Origin of the sequence: Bradyrhizobium sp. CSS354, from assembly GCF_029051725.1 — a bacterium.
Classification (GTDB): domain Bacteria; phylum Pseudomonadota; class Alphaproteobacteria; order Rhizobiales; family Xanthobacteraceae; genus Bradyrhizobium.
Genome location: NZ_JAACFU010000003.1, coordinates 552,711 through 570,122 on the forward strand (window position 1 = coordinate 552,711; position 17,412 = coordinate 570,122).

General features: G+C 64.5%; 13 protein-coding genes, 1 tRNA gene, 1 pseudogene and 1 riboswitch. Of the genes and pseudogenes, 6 read left to right on the plus strand and 9 right to left on the minus strand.

The window, feature by feature from the left end; all coding sequences use genetic code 11:
- Nucleotides 1-9 precede the first annotated feature (9 nt).
- Entirely contained in the window at nucleotides 10-687 is a 678-nt protein-coding gene (locus GWG67_RS09635) for an LON peptidase substrate-binding domain-containing protein (protein WP_275169038.1), read from the minus strand.
- A gap of 31 nt (nucleotides 688-718) precedes the next feature.
- The gene (gene trxA, locus GWG67_RS09640) at nucleotides 719-1,642 is read right to left on the minus strand and encodes a thioredoxin (RefSeq protein WP_275169040.1); all 924 of its coding nucleotides are present in this window, start codon (nucleotides 1,640-1,642) and stop codon (nucleotides 719-721) included.
- Nucleotides 1,643-1,917: 275 nt separating this feature from the next.
- On the opposite strand from trxA, the gene GWG67_RS09645 reads away from it, so the two are divergent.
- The 4 genes from GWG67_RS09645 (at nucleotide 1,918) to GWG67_RS09660 (ending at nucleotide 5,502) form a co-directional block, all read left to right on the plus strand.
- Nucleotides 1,918-1,992, plus strand: a tRNA-Gly gene (locus GWG67_RS09645).
- A 77-nt stretch (nucleotides 1,993-2,069) separates the two neighbouring features.
- On the plus strand, nucleotides 2,070-3,056 hold the full coding sequence (locus tag GWG67_RS09650) for an NAD(P)-dependent oxidoreductase (RefSeq protein ID WP_275169041.1): 987 nt from the start codon (nucleotides 2,070-2,072) through the stop codon (nucleotides 3,054-3,056).
- Between the two features lie 377 nt (nucleotides 3,057-3,433).
- A complete protein-coding gene (locus GWG67_RS09655; RefSeq protein ID WP_275169042.1) occupies nucleotides 3,434-4,714 on the plus strand; it encodes a sorbosone dehydrogenase family protein in 1,281 nt (426 codons plus the stop codon).
- Between the two features lie 194 nt (nucleotides 4,715-4,908).
- Nucleotides 4,909-5,502, plus strand: a complete 594-nt coding sequence (locus tag GWG67_RS09660; RefSeq protein WP_275169044.1) for a cytochrome c — start codon at nucleotides 4,909-4,911, stop codon at nucleotides 5,500-5,502.
- Between the two features lie 184 nt (nucleotides 5,503-5,686).
- Here GWG67_RS09660 and panE read toward each other — a convergent pair whose 3' ends face one another.
- The 4 genes and pseudogenes from panE to GWG67_RS09680 all read right to left on the minus strand — a co-directional run bounded on the left by panE (nucleotide 5,687) and on the right by GWG67_RS09680 (nucleotide 9,521).
- The gene (gene panE, locus GWG67_RS09665) at nucleotides 5,687-6,610 is read right to left on the minus strand and encodes a 2-dehydropantoate 2-reductase (RefSeq protein WP_275169046.1); all 924 of its coding nucleotides are present in this window, start codon (nucleotides 6,608-6,610) and stop codon (nucleotides 5,687-5,689) included.
- Nucleotides 6,611-6,795: 185 nt separating this feature from the next.
- Nucleotides 6,796-7,404 carry a 2-hydroxychromene-2-carboxylate isomerase gene (locus GWG67_RS09670; protein WP_275169048.1) on the minus strand — a complete coding sequence of 203 codons (609 nt, stop codon included), beginning with the start codon at nucleotides 7,402-7,404 and terminating at the stop codon, nucleotides 6,796-6,798.
- A 94-nt stretch (nucleotides 7,405-7,498) separates the two neighbouring features.
- Nucleotides 7,499-8,835 (minus strand): annotated as a pseudogene (locus GWG67_RS09675) (MATE family efflux transporter).
- An 89-nt stretch (nucleotides 8,836-8,924) separates the two neighbouring features.
- A complete protein-coding gene (locus GWG67_RS09680; protein ID WP_275169154.1) occupies nucleotides 8,925-9,521 on the minus strand; it encodes a DUF2239 family protein in 597 nt (198 codons plus the stop codon).
- Between the two features lie 151 nt (nucleotides 9,522-9,672).
- Between GWG67_RS09680 and GWG67_RS09685 the strand changes: the two genes are divergently transcribed.
- Complete coding sequence (locus tag GWG67_RS09685; RefSeq protein WP_275169049.1) at nucleotides 9,673-10,338, plus strand: glutathione S-transferase family protein; 666 nt, start codon at nucleotides 9,673-9,675, stop codon at nucleotides 10,336-10,338.
- A 151-nt stretch (nucleotides 10,339-10,489) separates the two neighbouring features.
- Here the strand turns inward: GWG67_RS09685 and ggt are convergent, their stop codons facing one another.
- A complete protein-coding gene (gene ggt / locus GWG67_RS09690) occupies nucleotides 10,490-12,241 on the minus strand; it encodes a gamma-glutamyltransferase (RefSeq protein ID WP_275169051.1) in 1,752 nt (583 codons plus the stop codon).
- 99 nt (nucleotides 12,242-12,340) lie between these two features.
- On the opposite strand from ggt, the gene GWG67_RS09695 reads away from it, so the two are divergent.
- The gene (locus GWG67_RS09695; protein WP_275169052.1) at nucleotides 12,341-13,729 is read left to right on the plus strand and encodes an MFS transporter; all 1,389 of its coding nucleotides are present in this window, start codon (nucleotides 12,341-12,343) and stop codon (nucleotides 13,727-13,729) included.
- A 164-nt stretch (nucleotides 13,730-13,893) separates the two neighbouring features.
- Here the strand turns inward: GWG67_RS09695 and purH are convergent, their stop codons facing one another.
- Both purH and GWG67_RS09705 read right to left on the minus strand, forming a co-directional pair.
- A complete protein-coding gene (purH, locus tag GWG67_RS09700) occupies nucleotides 13,894-15,486 on the minus strand; it encodes a bifunctional phosphoribosylaminoimidazolecarboxamide formyltransferase/IMP cyclohydrolase (RefSeq protein WP_275169054.1) in 1,593 nt (530 codons plus the stop codon).
- Between the two features lie 22 nt (nucleotides 15,487-15,508).
- Nucleotides 15,509-15,590, minus strand: a riboswitch (ZMP/ZTP riboswitch).
- Nucleotides 15,591-15,649: 59 nt separating this feature from the next.
- A complete protein-coding gene (locus GWG67_RS09705; protein WP_275169155.1) occupies nucleotides 15,650-17,368 on the minus strand; it encodes a heparinase II/III family protein in 1,719 nt (572 codons plus the stop codon).
- Nucleotides 17,369-17,412: the final 44 nt, after the last annotated feature.

The following is a 17,412-nucleotide window of genomic DNA, read 5'->3' on the forward strand; positions in this document are numbered from 1 at the left end:
ACGCACCTGTCACTGCAGCGGCGGATCGCCGCTGGTGCGCTTCTTGGCGAGATCCATCTCGGTGACCGCGACCAGGATTTCAGCGCGGGTCTTCAGGTCGGGCGCTTCCAGCATCGCTTGCTTCTCGGCCACGCCATAGGGCGACATCATCGCCAGTGCGTTGACGAGCGCTTCGTTCGGGGCGGTCTCGACGCCCTCCCAGTCGACCTTGAGGTTGTTGGCCTTCAGAAAGTCCGCCAGCACCGTCAGCAGTGCTTCGCGATCGACCTCCTCCTCGCCCATGCGCGGCGTGAAGTCGTCGACGAAGGCAAAGAAATCCACCTTGCACTGCCGGTAGGCGGTGAGCACTTCGAGCTCCTCGAGCACCCTAAAGCGCGAGACGCCGGTGAGCTCGAGGATGTAGCGGCCGTCGCCGGATTCGGCGAGCTGGGTGATGCGGCCGACACAGCCGACACGAAACAGCGCCGGCTTGTCGGAATTCTTGGGCGAGTGCGCGATGTCGGGCTGGATCATGCCGATCAGGCGATGGCCGTCGCGGAAAGCATCGTCAATCATCGCGAGGTAGCGCGGCTCGAAGATGTTGAGCGGCATCTGCCCGCGCGGCAGCAGCAGCGCGCCCGGCAACGGAAACACCGGAAGGATCTCCGGAAGGTCGGCGGGCCCGCGATATTCGATATTGATCGGCATCTGCCGGGTCCCCTGGCCTTGCCAGCGCGCGTCAGGAAAACAGGATGATCGACAAGCGCTTGCGTCCCTCGACCGTTGCATCGTCCGTGCCGCCCCAGGCCTCGAAGAACTGCACCAGCTGCTTGCGGGCGCCGTCGTCGTTCCATTTGCGGTCGCGCTTGACGATCGCGAGCAGGTGCTCGGTGGCCGCTGCCCGGTTGCCTTGGGCGTTGAGCGCGATCGCGAGGTCGAATCGGGCCTGATGATCGAGCGGGTTTGCGGCGACTTTCTGTTCCAGCTCGGCGACGGGCCCGAGCTGCTCCGCCTGCTCGGCGAGATCGATCGCGGTCTGCACGGCTTTCACAGCCGGGTCGTTGCGCTTGGATTCCGGCACCATGGCGAGCGTCTGCTTGGCCTGCTCCATCGCGCCGGAGACGGCGTAGCATTTCGCGAGCCCGGCAAGGGCTGCGATGTTGGTCGATTCGAGCTGCAGCACTTCCGCGTAGATCTGGGCGGCCGCGGCGGCATCGCCCTCGGCGAGCACGGCCTCGGCTTCCTGGAGGATTTCCGCGATATTCGGCTCACCCGGCGCGGTCACGCCCTTGGTCAGCTTTTCGATGAAGGCGTTCAGCTGGCTCTCCGGGACCGCGCCCATGAAGCCGTCGGCCGGCTGGCCGTTGACGAAGGCGATCACCGCCGGAATCGACTGGATGCCCATCTGGCCCGGGATCGCCGGGTGCTGGTCGATGTTCATCTTGACCAGCTTGACCTTGCCCTTGGCGGCCTTGACCGCTTTTTCCAGCAAGGGCGTGAGCTGCTTGCAGGGCCCGCACCACTCCGCCCAGAAGTCGATCAGCACCGGCTGGCGCTTCGATTCCTCGATGACGTCCTTCACGAAGGTCTGGGTGGTCGTGTCCTTGATCAGATCGGCGGCAGCCGGGCCCGCTGCTCCGTTACCCTGGTCGATGATCGTCACGGGATCCCCTCGTCTGATGTCTGGAATTGGCGGGTCTTTAGCACGTCGCCAATTCATATGCTTCGCTGTTGGCCCTAAATTGGGCCGGGACGGCCGAATTTCAATCCGTGCGTGCCGATTCGGCGGTTCCGGGGCATTTTTGGGTCATTTGGCCGCGTTCGGGTCGATCTCGGGCCGCCGATTGCGAAGCTATGCCGCCGGTAGCTGTTGCATTCCCCTCCCGCTTTTGGCATACGACAGCCGTTGCCGGCGCAGTCATGCGACCGACACAGGATGCGGGTGTAGCTCAGTGGTAGAGCACGACCTTGCCAAGGTCGGGGTCGAGGGTTCGAGCCCCTTCGCCCGCTCCAATTTTCTCCCAAAGCATCCAGCCGAACCGGACGGGCACGTGTTCTTCCACGCCGCTGGCGGCTGTATTGGGTCACGAATGACAATTCTGGTCACCGGCAGTGCAGGCCATCTCGGGGAAGCCCTTCTCCGCACGCTCCGCGGGCGCGGTTCGCCTGCGCGTGGGATCGACCTGAAGGCGTCGCCCTTCACCGATGCCGTCGGCTCGATCGTCGATCCCGACTTCGTGCGGGGCCAGATGGGCGGCGTCACCGCCGTGATCCACACCGCGACGCTGCACAAGCCGCATGTGGCGACCCACAGCAAGCAAGATTTCATCGACACCAATGTCACCGGCACGCTCAACCTGCTCGAAGCGGCTGTGGCCGCCTGCGTGCGCAGTTTTGTCTTCACAAGCACCACCAGCGCGTTTGGCTCGCAGCTTCGGCCCGACGCCGACCAAGCCGCGGTGTGGGTCACCGAGGACCTGCCGCCGATCCCGAAGAACATCTACGGCACGACCAAGCTGATGGCTGAGACTCTCTGCGAGCTATTCGCTCGCGAGCGCGGCCTGCCTGTCGTGGTCTTGAGGACCTCGCGCTTCTTCCCGGAAGACGATGACGATCCGGCGATGCGATCGGCTTACGCTCCGGAGAATGCGCGGGCCAACGAGCTGCTCTATCGCCGGCTGGATATCGCGGATGCGGTGAGCGCCCATCTGCTCGCCGTCGAGCGCGCGCCGGATATCGGGTTTGCCCGCTACATCGTCTCGGCCACGAGCCCGTTCGAGCAGCGCCATCTCGCCGCGCTGGCGCGCGACGCGGCCGGTGTCGTGCGCGAGCTTTATCCGGATTGTGCGGAGCTCTACGCGACGCGCGGCTGGCGGCTGTTCCCCGCGATCGACCGCGTCTATGTCAACGAGCGCGCGCGGCGCGAGCTGGACTGGCGGCCCGAATTCGACTTCGCGCATATCCTGAAGTGTCTTCGCGATGACCGCGATTTTCGCAGCACGCTGGCGCGCGATGTCGGGTCCAAAGGCTATCATGAGACGATTTTCGACGACGGTCCCTACCCCGTCGCCCCGTAGCCGCGACCTTTGCTAATTCGCTCGAGTCGTCAGATGTCTACCCGGAGTCACAGGCAGCAAGATGGCCAGATCCGTTCTACTGTGCATGGGGTTGTTTTCGCGTTTTTTTGTTCCGGAGCTCCTGCTGCCCGCAAATTAGCCGCGCGCGATCTTGATTCCGCGCTGCAGCGAGAGCGTTGTCGTCACGGTATTCGCCATCGTTGACTTTCCGTCTCAATTTTTATTGAGCGCTATCGCAGCGCACGCGGCGCGCTTCTCTCCGCTGGCAGATGTGCTAACCTTTTTCGTCTGTCCTCTCGACAGAGTTCAAACTTCGCCTCTCGACTAGCAAAACAAATAACGTGCAGCCCTGATGGCTGCCTTAGGGGAGTGACGCGATGAAATTCCATCGATCCGTCTTTCAATCCGTCCTGGCGCTTGCAGCGGTTGCCCTTCTCGCGGGGACAAGCGCCGGTCACGCGCAGCAGCAGGACAAGAACAAGCCGCTGAAGAAATACGAATCCGGCACCAAGGAGTTCTGGACCCATCCGCCGGACGACTGGTTCCTCGGCGACGAGACCGAGGCGCAGAAGGGCCTGGCGCCGCCGTCGGGTCCGCCGACCGGCGCGTCCGACGCCGAGCTCGCCAACATCGTCAAGAAGGTCAAGCTGCCACCAGGCTTCAAGATGGAGGTCTACGCGTCCGGTGTGCTGGCCGCGCGGCAGATGGCCTGGGGTGACAAGGGCACGCTGTTCGTCGGATCCTTCGGCCTCGGCAACGTCTATGCCATCAAGGACAACAACGGAAAGAAGGAAGTCAAGACGATCCTGAAGGGCCTGAACATGCCCACGGGTCTGGCTGTCAAGGACGGTGCGCTCTACGTCATCGCGGTCGACAAGCTGATCCGCTACGACGACATCGAGAACAAGCTCGACAGTCCCGGCGAAGGCAAGGTCGTCTATGACGACATGCCGTCCTATGCGGCGCATGGCTGGAAGTACATCGCGGTCGACAAGGAAGGCTGGTTCTACATTCCGTTCGGACCGCCCTTCAACATCGGCGTGCCCCCGACCAGCGTGTCGCAGATCCGCCGCGTCGATCCCAAGACCGGCAATGCGGAAATCTATGCGCTGGGCGTTCGCAACTCGGTCGGCGGCGACGTCGATCCGCGCACCGGCAAGTTCTGGTTCACCGAGAACGCCCGCGACTGGATCAGCGACGATCTGCCCTCGGACAAGCTGAACATGATCAGCAGGATCGGCGAGCACTTCGGCTATCCCTACTGCCACCAGGGTGACCTGCCGGATACCAAGTTCGCGATGGGCCACAAGTGCTCCGAGTTCACGCCGCCCGTGCTGAACCTCGGTGCCCACGTCGCTCCGCTCGGCATGAAATTCTATACCGGCGATCAATTCCCGGCCGAGTACAAGAACAACATCCTGATCGCCGAGCACGGCTCCTGGAATCGTCACAAGTACCAGGGCGGCCGCATCATGCGCGTGATCGTCGGGCCCGACGGCAAGAACGCCAAGCAGGAAGTGTTCGCCTCCGGCTGGATCGAGGGCGACCAAGGCTATCTCGGCCGCCCCGACGACATCATCCTCGCCAAGGATGGCTCGATCCTCGTCGCCGACGACTGGGCCGGCGCGATCTACCGCATCAGCTACAGCAAGAAGTAGCGCAAGATGACACGAGGCTGCGGTGCCGAGGGGCGCCGCAGCCTTTCTCATTTCAATTTCGCACGCTGCCGTTCCTGATCACGCGCCGCTTGCGCGAGTCCGGAACCCATGACCATGAACGCGGGTTATGAATCACCGGGCTCGTGCCGCCGCGTGCCGGGAAATGACGCGTTCGATAGATCGGAATTCCAATCATGCGCCGGCAGTTCATCTCGCACGCAATCAGCGTGGTTGCGCTCGCAGCGCTCGGTTCTCTCCCCACAAGCGCCGCCGACAATGCCGCGATCAAGGAGAAGGCCGCCGTCTGCGCCGGCTGTCACGGCGAGAACGGCATCTCGCAGACCGAGAACATTCCTTCGCTCGCCGGGCAGCCCGATCAATTCCTGCAATGGCAGCTCGTGTTTTTCCGCGCCGGCTCGCGCAAGAACGACCAGATGCAGCCCATCGCCGAGGAAATCACCAACGAGGACGTCCGCAATCTCGGCGCCTATTTCGCAGCGCTGACGCCGCCGACAGCGGCGGAGGACGGGGATCCGGACCTGTCGAAAAAGGGCGCCCAAGTTGCCGTCGGCCGCCGTTGTGCATCATGCCATACGGATAGCTTTGCCGGCACCAAGGCCGTCGCACGGCTCGCGGGCCAGCGCGAGGAATACCTGGTCAAGGCGCTGCACGACTACAAGAGCAGCCAGCGCGTCGGCGGCGGAGGCGCGGCGATGGCCGATGTCGCCTATCACATGAGCGATGAGGAAATCACCGCCGTCTCGCACTATCTCGCGTATTTCAAATAGCGCGCGATGTAGCTGCAAACCCACTGTCGTCCCGGAGAAGCGAAGCGCAGATCCGGGACCCATAACCACAGGGAGTGGTTTGGCGAAGACTCGTCGTGACCAGCTCGGTTCATAACCACGGCCTGTGGTTATGGATCCCGGGCTCGCGTTATGCGCGCCCGGGGATGACGATCGAGCGAGGGGCCTACCCCGCCCGCTGCTTCTCATACGCCTTCAGATGCGTGTAGGCGATGCGCAGCTTCGGCACCGGCACCTTGGCGGCATCGGCGCGGGCGATGAGATCGCCGATGACGTGATCGGCCTCGACCGGCAGACCTGCCTTGACGTCGCGGAACATCGAGGCCGTCATCGGTGAACCCTCGGTGGTGAGGTTGCCCTTCACGCGCTCGAAGAACGGCCCGCCCGGCGCGTAGCCCGACGCTGCGGCGATTGCGCTGGTCTCGTCCAGCATGCCGAGCAGGAAATCCCTGCCGCCGGGAGCGGCGAGGATGTTGCCGACAGAGGTGCGCATCAGGCTGGTGGACGCCGCCAGCGAGGACAGGAACACCCACTTCTCCCACATGTCCTGCATGATGTTCTGGCTGGCGGTGGCCCCAACGATGCCGCTCTTGAAGGCCTCGTCGATCGCCTTGACGCGATCCGACAGCTTGCCGTCGCGCTCGCCGTAATTGATCGACTGCATCGGCTGGAGTTGCACCACCTCGCGCTTCTCGTTGAGCGTCGCGGCGATGGCGCAGAGGCCACCGAGCACGCGCTCCTTGCCGAACTTGCTGTCGAGGATGTCCAGATGCTTCATGCCGTTGAGCATCGGGATGATCGCGGTATTCGGCCCGACTGCTGCCGCGAACGACTTGATGGCGTCATCGAGGTCGAAGGCCTTGCAGCTGAGCAGCACGACCTCGAACTTTTCCTTGAGCGCGTCGGCCTGAACCGTCGGCGGATTCTTCAAGGTCACGTCGCCGTTCGGGCTCTTGATGACGAGACCAGCGCTCGTAAGCTCGCTGGCGCGCCGCGGCCGGACCAGGAAGGTGACGTCGCGGCCGGCCTGCAACAGCCTGCCACCAAAATAGCCGCCGATGGCGCCAGCGCCGACCACGAGGATACGCATGGGATTGTCCTTGTTGTTTCTTGCCGTCGTCCTGGCGAAAGGCCAGGACCCATTACCCCGACTGCATGTTGTCGGGCAAGTTGAAGCCCCAGCTCGTCCCAGCCATAGCCTTCGGTGGCTATGGGTCCTGGCCTTCGCCAGGACGACATCGGAGATGATGGCTCGATTTGTCCATCATACGAAAATCACTTCCCCGACACCATCTCCTCGACCTCGCGCAACTGCTCCTTGCCGAAGAACATCTCGTTGCCGACGAAGAAGGTCGGCGAGCCGAACGCGCCGCGCGCGACTGCCTCTTCGGTGTTCTTGATCAGTCTGCCCTTCACCTCGGGTTCCCCGGCGCGGGTGAACAGTTTTTGCGCGTCGAGGCCGGAGGACGCCAGCGCCTTCGCCGCGATTTCCGGATCGTCCATCTTCTTCGGCTCGCGCCACATGTGGTGGAAGGCGGCCTCGACATATGTCTCGAACACGCCCTCGAGCTGGGCCGCGATCGCCGCGCGCATCAGGTTCAGCGTGTTGACCGGGAAGAACGGATTCATGACGTAGGGCTGAACCTCGAAGCGCTTGACGAAGCGCTCGGTCTCGACCGTGTGGAATTCGCGCTTGTTCTTGATACCGGCGAACGTCTCGGCCGGCGACTTGTTGTTGGTCGACTTGAAGATGCCGCCGAGCAGGATTGGCACGTACTCGAACTTGACGCCGATGCGCTGCTCGATGGCGGGGATCGCGAGATGACTGAGATAGGCGTTCGGGCTGCCGAAATCGAACAGGAATTGCGGGGCTGTGCGGGTCAAAATCATCCTCCCTGACGTCGCTTTTTCGCATTGTGGCGCAGCGCGCGCCGCGGGTCCACCTTTTAATGACGGTCATAATCTCTTGATGATGTCGTCAGGTCAGACGCCGGATTGTTCGCTTGCGCCACACCAGAAGGTAATAAGGAACATGGAGCAGAACACGATCGGATAGGCGGCCCACACACCCTCAAGGCCGATCGTGCGGCTCAGGATCACCGCGGACGGCAGCTCGATTGCACCAATGGCGAAGATAGCGAGCAGCATTGGCGTCAGTGCCACGCCCGCAGCGCGCATCGCCCCGGAAAACACCGTCGCCAGGCCGAACGGCACCGAGCTCCACAGTGCGATGTTGAGCAAGTTCTTCGCCAGATCAAGCACGGTGTCGTCAGTGATGAAGATACCGAGCACGGCGCGCGGCGCCAGATAGATCAGCGCTACCAGCCCGCCGGTCAGGACGATGTTGAACGCAAGTCCGGTGCGCACGATGCCGTCGAGCCCCGCTCTGTCGCCGCGGCCGACCGCTTGGGCGCCGAGGATCGAGACCGCTATTGAAATCGACATCGCCGTGAACTGCGTGTAGCCCATCACCTGGTTGACCGCGCCGTAGGCTGCGGTTGCGTTCGAGCCGAACCCGTTGACGAGGCCGAGCAGCACCAGCTCGGCGATCGCCATCACCACCATGCCGATCGCGCTCGGCAGTCCAATGCCAAGGATTTGTCTCAGCACCGCACGATTGAGCCGCAGATGGCGCAGCAGTGCAGCGTCCGGTGCCAACGCATGTTTTCTTCGGAGCAGATAGGCCGCCAGCGCGACCAGCGTCAGCGCGTTCGCGATCGCCGCCGCCCAGGCCGGGCTGGTGATGCCGGCCGCCGGAAATCCGAACGACCCGCGGATCAGCATCGGCGTCAGGATCAAGCCGATCGCGGTCGACAAGGCCAGCGCCAGCAGCGGCGTCAGCGCGTCGCCGACGCCGCGGATCATCGCCGTCATCAGCAGGAAGATGAAGCCGAGCGGCATGGTGAGCAGCATGATTCGGGCATAGGCGCTGGCCTGGTCGAGAATATCCGCAGGCGTTGCGAGCATGGTCATCAATTGGCGGCTGAAGATCCCGCCGATCAGTGCAATCGCAATCGAGAGCAGCAGGCCGATCGCGAGCGTCGTGCCCACGATGAGCTTGATCCGGCCCTGCTCGCCCGCACCATAGGCCTGGCCGATCAGCACCGTGGCGCCGGTGCTTAGCCCGATGACGAAGGCGAAGAGGAAGAAGAACACCGGAAAGAACGCCGAGACCGACGCGAGCGCGTCGACCCCGACCATCTGGCCGAGATAGACGTTACTGAGGGTGCCGAACAGCGATTGCAGCGCATCGCTCAGCATCAACGGCGCGAGGAAGCGCAGAAAACTTTTCCAGAGCGGCTTGGCGGCGGACATGGATTGGCCTTTCGTCAGGGCGTGCGGAACCGTCGCCACGCAAAGTGCGCGCGGCGCGGTCGTCGATGGGGTTGTGAGAAGGCGCGCGCCTAAGCGCGGTCGCTATAGGCGAGCTTGACGATGTGGTCGCGGATGTCGACGGGCCAATCTGCGATCAGTCCGGTGAAACGCCGCCGGTCGTCCGCAAACAACGCGCGCGATGCTTCCTCAAACTGCGGCAGATTGCCGGCCATCGTCGACATGAAGTGATAGGCGGCATCGCGCGCCTGCCGCTCGCGGTCCTTGTCGCCGCTGGCGCGCCGCGCCTCTTCGACAAGTTTCCGCAGCGCCACCGAAGCGCCGCCTGCTTGCGCGCTGAGCCACTCCCAGTGCCGCGGCAGCAGCGTCACCTCACGCGCGACCACGCCGAGCTTCGGCCGGCCGCGGCCGCGCGGTTCGCTCGGCGATGGAGTGTCCTCAACCGGGGGCGGGACAAGCTTCGCCAGCCGCGCCAGCACCTCGCGGTCTCCGCCGCGCAGATCGAAGTCGATCGATCGGCCCGTGCCATCCTCGAAGATGATGATGGGCTCGTCGGGCCGCTCCGCCATCCGCTTGATGACCAGCGCGACCTCTCCTGCCGGCCCGGAGACCAGACGGCGGTGACCCTGAAAGGCGGTGAAAGTCTTCTGCATTGGAATCATTGCCATATTGATCGTGCTGAGACTTTTAATACCCGGGTAAATAGCTAAGGTCAATATACCCGGGTTAAAATAACCGACCGGATGGCTCGACATTGCGTTCCCGGGCTGGCACGAACGCGCGGCTGATCGAACCATGCCTAGCCCCGGGGACCACGCGATGCTGACCGTTCATCACCTCAACAATTCGCGCTCGCAGCGCGTGCTGTGGCTGCTCGAGGAGTTCGGTGTGCCCTACGAGATCGTGCGCTATCAGCGCCAGCCGGACATGCGCGCGCCGAAGGAGCTCCGCGCCATCCATCCGCTCGGCAAGTCGCCCGTCATCACCGACAACGGCAACACCATCGCCGAATCCGGCGCGATCATCGAATATCTCATCGCCACCTATGGCAACGGCCGGCTGGTCCCGCCGCCGAACACGCCCGAGCGGCTGCGCTTCACCTATTGGCTGCACTATGCGGAAGGCTCGGCGATGCAGCCGCTGCTGCTCAAACTGCTGTTCACGCTGATGCCGAAGCGCGCGCCAGCGTTGCTCCGCCCCCTGGTGCGCAAGGTCTCGAACCAGGCGCTGACTGCTCTGGTCAATCCGCAGCTCAAGCAGCACATGGACTACTGGGAAGGCGAGCTCGGCAAGAGCGAGTGGTTCGCCGGTAACGAGTTCACCGCCGCCGACATCCAGATGAGCTTTCCGCTCGAGGCAGCCCAGGCGCGCGGCGGGCTCGAGCTCGGCCATCCCAAGGCGATGGCGTTCCTGGAGCGCATTCACGCGCGGCCGGCCTACGCGAGGGCGCTCGAGAAGGGCGGTCCGTATCAGGTGGGGCGCTAACTTCCTCACTGCGCGCTGCGCGACAGTGCTCGGCAGTCCGCATGCAATACGCGTCCGCGCGTCTCTGGCGGTTTCTCTGGCCTGGCGGTGGTAGCACGCGCGGCGGCCCGCGCAAGCCGGCCGCCGGCCTTCGCGCCATGCAAGGACAGAGTTACTGCCCCGCTGCTTCCGCACCCCGGGTACGCGGATCGGGCGCGCCGAGCGGACCGTTGGCGGTCACCGCGATCGAATTCGCCGATGTCTGCCCCATCGGCGTGACGATGAGATGATCCATCGCCTTCAGCTCGACCAGCACATTCTCAGGGAAGCCGCTCTCGACCCGGACCTCGTCGGGCAGCCATTGGTGATGCAGCCGCGGTGCGGCCACGGCTGCCGCGACGTCCATTTTGTAATCGAGGACGTTGACGATCACCTGGAGCACGGTCGAGATGATGCGGCTGCCGCCCGGCGAGCCCGTCACCAGCACCGGCTTGCCGTCCTTCAGGACGATGGTCGGCGACATCGAGGACAGCGGCCGCTTGCCCGGGCCGGGCAAATTGGCCTCGAAGCCGACGAGGCCGTAGGCATTGGAAGCGCCGACCGCTGCGGTGAAATCGTCGAGCTCGTTGTTGAGCAGCACGCCGGTGCCGTCGGCGACTAGGCCGACGCCGTAACTGAAGTTCAGCGTATAGGTGTTGCTGACGGCGTTGCCGCTGCCGTCAACGACGGAAAAATGCGTGGTGTTGCTGCCCTCATGCGGTGAGGCCGCGGTGGAAACGAGCTGTTTCGACGGAGTGGCGCGATCGGCGGAGATGGTTGCCCGCAGCTTGCCGGCGTAGTCCTTGGCGGTGAGCGTCCCGATCGGTGCGTTGACGAACGCGGGATCGCCGAGATAGCGCGCCCGGTCCGCATAAGCGCGCTTCATGGCCTCGATCAGCAGATGCAGCGAGGCCGGCGATCCTTGCTTCAGATCAGCGAGCTGAAAACCTTCGAGGATATTGAGCGTCTCCACTAGCACCACGCCGCCCGACGACGGCAACGGCATCGACACGATGTCATAGCCGCGATAGGTGCCGCGCACCGGTGCACGGATGACCGCCTGATAGGATTTCAAATCGGCCGGCGTCATGATGCCGCCCGCGTCAGTCACGGCCTTGGCGAGTTTTTCCGCGACCGGCCCCTCATAGAAACCGCGCGGGCCCTGTGCGGCAACAGCCGACAGCGTTTCGGCGAGATCGCTCTGCACCAGTCGGTCGCCTTCGCCGAGCGGTGTACCATCAGGCCGCGAGAAGATCCTGGCCGACGAGGGCCAGCGCACCAGCCGCTTGTGCCACCCCGGCAGAGTGTCGACAATGTCGTCGCCGACGAGGAAGCCGTCGCGGGCGAGCGCGATCGCGGGCTCGAGCAGTTGCGCCAGCGTGAACCGGCCCGAGCCATATTTTTCCAGGGCCAGCGCAAGACCCGCGACGGTGCCGGGCACGCCGACGCCGAGCGCGGAATCCCGCGACTTCGCCGCATCGGGCTTGCCGTCGGCGCCGAGGAAAATCTGTGGCGTGGTCGCAGCCGGCGCGGTCTCGCGATAATCGATTGTGATGTCTTCGTTGCGCTCAGTGGAATGAATCACCATGAAGCCGCCGCCGCCGATATTGCCGGCGCGCGGATAGGTCACGGCCATCGCAAAGCCGGTCGCGACCGCGGCGTCGACGGCATTGCCGCCCCGTCGCAGGATGTCGGCGCCGACCTGCGCAGAGATTTTCTCCTGCGCGACCACCATGCCGTGCTCGGCGGGAACGGCACGCACCGTGTCGAGCGCCGGCGGCACATAGGCCCGCCGCGCATCCTGCGCGGTCGCGGTCGGAAGTCCAAACGCCAGAGTGGCAAGGAAGGCGAAAAATGTCCGCCGTGTCGAAAAAGACGACATCATCAAACTTCCGCAATGGCCATGGGCAGTTCACATGCAGCGTTGCAATGCTATACGGTTTGTTTCGACAGAGGCAAAACTGTTCGTGATGAGGATTGTGGAGTGACGACGATCGCCCCGGATGCGCGCATCGCCGGCGCGCAGCGGACCTATCCGCAGCGCAGGGCCGTCGTCAGCTGGATCTTCTTCGACTGGGCGGCGCAGCCTTACTTCACGCTGATCACGACCTTCGTGTTCGCGCCGTATTTTGCCACCGGCATTGCGCCGAATCCCGCCACCGGGCAATCGCTGTGGGGCTTTGCGATGGCTGCCGCGGGCCTCGCAATCGCGCTGATGTCGCCGGTGCTGGGGGCTATTGCCGATGCTTCGGGTCGCAGGAAGCCGTGGATCGCCGGATTCGGTGCCGTGTTGGTGCTGGCATCCTGCACGCTGTGGATCGGCAAGCCGGGCGATCCCTCGATCATTCCGCCGCTGCTCACCGCGGTCGCGCTCGCCAGCGTCGGCGCGGAATTCGCCACTCTCTTCAACAATGCGATGATGCCCACGCTGGTGCCGCCGGAGCGTATCGGACGGCTGTCCGGCACCGGCTGGGCGACGGGATATGTCGGCGGCATCGTTAGCCTGATCATCGTGCTCGGCCTGCTCGCCGCGAATCCCGAGACCGGCCGCACGCTGCTCGGCTTTACGCCGCTGTTCGGGCTCGATCCCGTCAGCCGTCAAGGCGACCGCGCCGCGGGACCGTTGACCGGGCTTTGGTTCATCATTTTCGTGACGCCGATGTTCCTGTTCACTCCGGACTATCCGGCGAAGCGTCCGGTGCGCGAGGCACTGCACGAAGGCCTGTCGGAGCTGAAGCAATCGATCAAGGGGCTGCCGCAGCAGAAATCGCTTGCCGCGTTTCTACTCGCCAACATGATCTACACCGACGGTCTGGTGTCGCTGTTTGCCTTCGGCGGCATCTATGCGGCTGGCACGTTCGGCTGGCACACGATCCAGATCGGCACCTTTGGCATCATGCTCGCGATCGCCGGCGCGTTTGGCGCGTGGTTTGGCGGTAAGCTGGACGATCGCTTCGGGCCGAAGCGCGTGATCGCCGGCAGCATGCTGGTCCTGCTGCTGGCGCTGGCGGCGATCCTGCTGGTCGACAAGGATTCGATCTTCTTCATCAAGGTCGCGCCGCCCGCGCCCGGCGGTGCATTGTTTGCCGCTGCGTCGGAGCGCGCTTATCTGGTGCTTGGCTGCCTGATCGGTGCAGCCGGCGGTCCGCTGCAAGCGGCCTCACGCACGCTCCTGATCCGTCTCGCACCGAAGGACCGCATCGCGCAGTATTTCGGTCTGTTCGCACTGACGGGGAAAGTGACGTCCTTCATCGGCCCGCTCCTGATCGGCGTGATCACCGCGGTGACGGCGAGCCAGAAGGCCGGCATGGCCGTGCTGGTGGTGTTCTTCGTCGCGGGGCTGGCGCTGTTGATGCGGGTGCGGGAAAATTAGTGTCGTCCCGGCCTAGTGCGCAATTGCGCACGGGGGCCGGGACCCATACCGCGTGATTTCTCGTTGCCGCGACGCGGCTAGTACCGCACACCAAACTACTTCCTGGGGCTATGGGTCCCGGCCTTCGCCGGGACGACCCGTTGAGAGTTTAGTGCACGACAGACCTAATGCCTGAAGTGCCGCGTGCCCGTGAACACCATGGCGATGCCGTGCTCGTCGGCGGCCTTGATGACCTCGTCATCGCGCATGGAGCCGCCGGGTTGCACCACGGCGGTGGCGCCGGCCTCGATGCAGGCGAGCATGCCGTCGGCGAACGGGAAGAACGCATCCGACGCCACCACCGAGCCCTTGGTGAGCGGTTCGGCGAGCTTCAGCTCGGCGGCCGCATCCTGAGCCTTGCGTGCCGCGATCCGCGCTGAATCGACCCGGCTCATCTGGCCGGCACCGATGCCGACCGTGGCGAGATCCTTGGCATAGATGATGGTGTTGGACTTGACGTGTTTTGCGACACGGAAAGCAAACTTCAGGTCGCGCATCTCGGCATCAGTGGGCGCGCGCTTCGTGACAACCTTGAAGGTCATGTCGTCGACCACGGCATTGTCGCGGCTCTGCACGAGGAGACCGCCGGCCACCGTCTTGGCGGTGAGGCCGGGCGCGCGCGGATCGGGCAGGCTGCCGGCGAGCAGCAGGCGCAGGTTCTTGCGCGCGCCGATGATGGCGATGGCTTCCTCGCTTGCGTCGGGTGCGATGATGACCTCGGTGAAGATTTTCGTGATCTCGCGCGCGGTGTCGGCATCGAGTGCGCGGTTCATCGCGATGATGCCGCCGAAGGCCGAGGTGGAGTCGCAGGCCAGCGCCTTGCGATAGGCGCTGACGAGGTCGGATCCCTCCGCGACGCCGCAGGGATTGGCATGCTTGACGATGACGCAGGCCGCGGTGCGCTTGGCGTCGAACTCGCCGATGCATTCATAGGCCGCATCGGTGTCGTTGATATTGTTGTAGGAGAGCTCCTTGCCTTGGAGCTGCCGTGCAGTCGAGACGCCCGGCCGCTTGTCGGGCGTTGCATAGAACGCCGCGGTCTGGTGCGGATTCTCGCCATAGCGCAGCGACTGGATCAGCCTGCCGCCGAAGGCGCGGAAATCGGGCGCGTCGATCTCGAGCTGGCGGTTGAACCAGTTCGAGATCGCGGCGTCATAGGCGCCAGTGCGCGCGTAAGCCTTGGCGGCAAGGCGCCGGCGCAGCTTCAGCGTGGTTGCACCGCTGTTGGCGGCGAGCTCGTCGAGCACGGCCTGATAGTCCTCCGCCTCGACCACGACGGCGACGTCGTCATGGTTCTTCGCGGCGGCGCGGATCATCGCGGGGCCGCCGATATCGATGTTCTCGATGCAATCCTCGAAGCCCGCGCCTTTGTCGACGGTTGCTTCGAACGGATAGAGATTGACGACGAGGAGATCGATCGGCGCGATGCCATGCGCGGTCATCGCTTCCGCATGGTCCTTGTTGTCGCGGATCGCGAGCAGGCCGCCATGCACCTTCGGATGCAGCGTCTTGACGCGGCCATCCATCATCTCGGGGAAGCCGGTCAGCTCGGAGACGTCCTTCACCTTGAGGCCGGCCGCGGCGATCGCCTTTGCGGTGCCGCCGGTCGAGATCAGCTCGACATCGTGCGCGGCAAGCGCCTTCGCGAATTCGATCAGACCGGTCTTGTCGGAAACGGAGAGAAGGGCGCGGGTGACGCGGCGGGGATGGTCAGTCATGAGCAAGATCCTCTGTCTGAAGGAGTAATGCCCAGGCGCGCGGCAGCTATGTCCCGCGCTTCCCGATGGTGCTCCATCCAAGGTCGCCAGTCGCGCGAGCGAGGGCTCGATAGCAGTTTTCGGTCGCTTTCACAACGCTCAGATGGGGCCGAATCGCGGGCGTCTACAGTGGAAGTTCCGGCTCCCGCCGCGCATTTCTGCGGGCATTCGTGATCGCCGGCGAGGCGGTGGAGCGGACAAAACTCCAGCGGATCGAGGGCGCCTGTCGCGCATCCTGGCGGATCACGATCTGCGCGGTGCGGCGCGGGCCGTCATTGCCGGCCAGCGACACGCTGTCCTCCAGCTCCACCTTGTCGTCGAGCGCCTCGAAGGTCCAGACGTCGCGGTTCGGCAGCACCAGCATGACGCCGCGGGCATCGGACAGCCGGCTCGCCTTCACCGCCGGGTGCAGATGGAATCGCAGCGCGAAATCGGCATCGGCACCCTTGAAGCGTCCGCCTTGCGGCGGCGACAGCGTGTCCTCGCCGTCGATGCGCGCGCCGTCATTGGCGATCATCAGCACGCGGCGATGGATCGCGCCGAATTTTGTCAGGTAACCGTCATGCGATGTCGTGAGCAGCGTGCCGTTCTGCACGATTTCGCGATAGCTCTCGACCTCGACGGGACCGCTGGTGACCGGAGCGCCGTGCAAGAGCCGCTTCATCGCCGACATCTCCACGAACTGGCATGACGAGGTGTCGTGATAGGTCAGCGTCGAATGCGCCGCCGTGCCGCGTGCGAACGGCCGCCAATTGTCGCGGCCCGTAGTCGGCATGCCGCAATTGGTGACGATGCGGCTGATGCCGGAGGACAGTTCGAACGACAGGCAGCCGGCATGGGCGTCGTGGCTGACGCTGGCAGCCGGCGGCGGGCCGGTGTCGATAATCAAAGTGGTCTGGCCGGCATCGAGGCGCTGGAAACCGGTATGCGGCATGTTCGACATCGGCGCGCCGTGGGTGTCGTCATAGGCAAGCAGCGTGGCAAGCAGGTCTGAGGGCGTCGCGCTCATGCCGTTGAACAGCGCGAAATTGCCGTCGCCGTGGCGGAAGAAGCGCAGCATCGGCATCATGCGGTCGATCGCGTTGAGCAGCGCGGGCGGCGGCGCGATGTTGCGTGCGGCAAAGGTCTGCCGCAACGGCAACAGGTCGATCAACAGCTCGATCAGCGCGCCCGGGTTGCGCGAGACATGCCCGCCGTCGGGCAGGATCTGCCGCTGCAATTCATCGGAGAGCTTTTTTGAGGCGCTGCGGATGTGACTTGCCTGGTTGGCGAGGCACAGCGCCGCATAGCATAGCGCGATCAGCACCTGGAGCTTCGGCACTCCGTCGGGAATGTTGACCATGGTGTAGCGCAGCAAGCGGATTTCGCGCGCCAGCGCGCGCAGATAGCGACGGTAGAATTTGTTGTCGGTATCGTTGAGCACCAGCGGTGCCTGCGACAGCAGGGAGATCACGCGTCGCGCCAGCACGTCGGCGCGTCGCGCGACGGGACGGCGCTTGCTGGCAGGGTTGCCGATCCAGTCCTCGATCAGCGAGCGCGCATTCGCGCGCGTCAGCGCGGTGTCCGCGGCGCGCAAATGGCGCAGCCAGCCGAAGCCGAGCAGCGCAACCTCCCAATCCTCCGACGGCGGCTCGAGATCGAAGATCGAACGGCCGTGGCAATTGACGATCTTGCCGGCGAAGACGAAGCGGCCGGCATAGATCTCGGCGGCGCGGGTCGCATCCGCGGTGCGCAGATCATGCGGCGCGATGATCAGCCGGTCGGCGCGGCCGGGCCAGACCCGCGACAGGGCGACGGAACCGCCGCTCGCGCGCGCGAGCATGTTCCGCGCGAAGCGGTTCATCACCAGCGTCGAGATACGTCTGCGTTGAGCGACCGACACGCCTT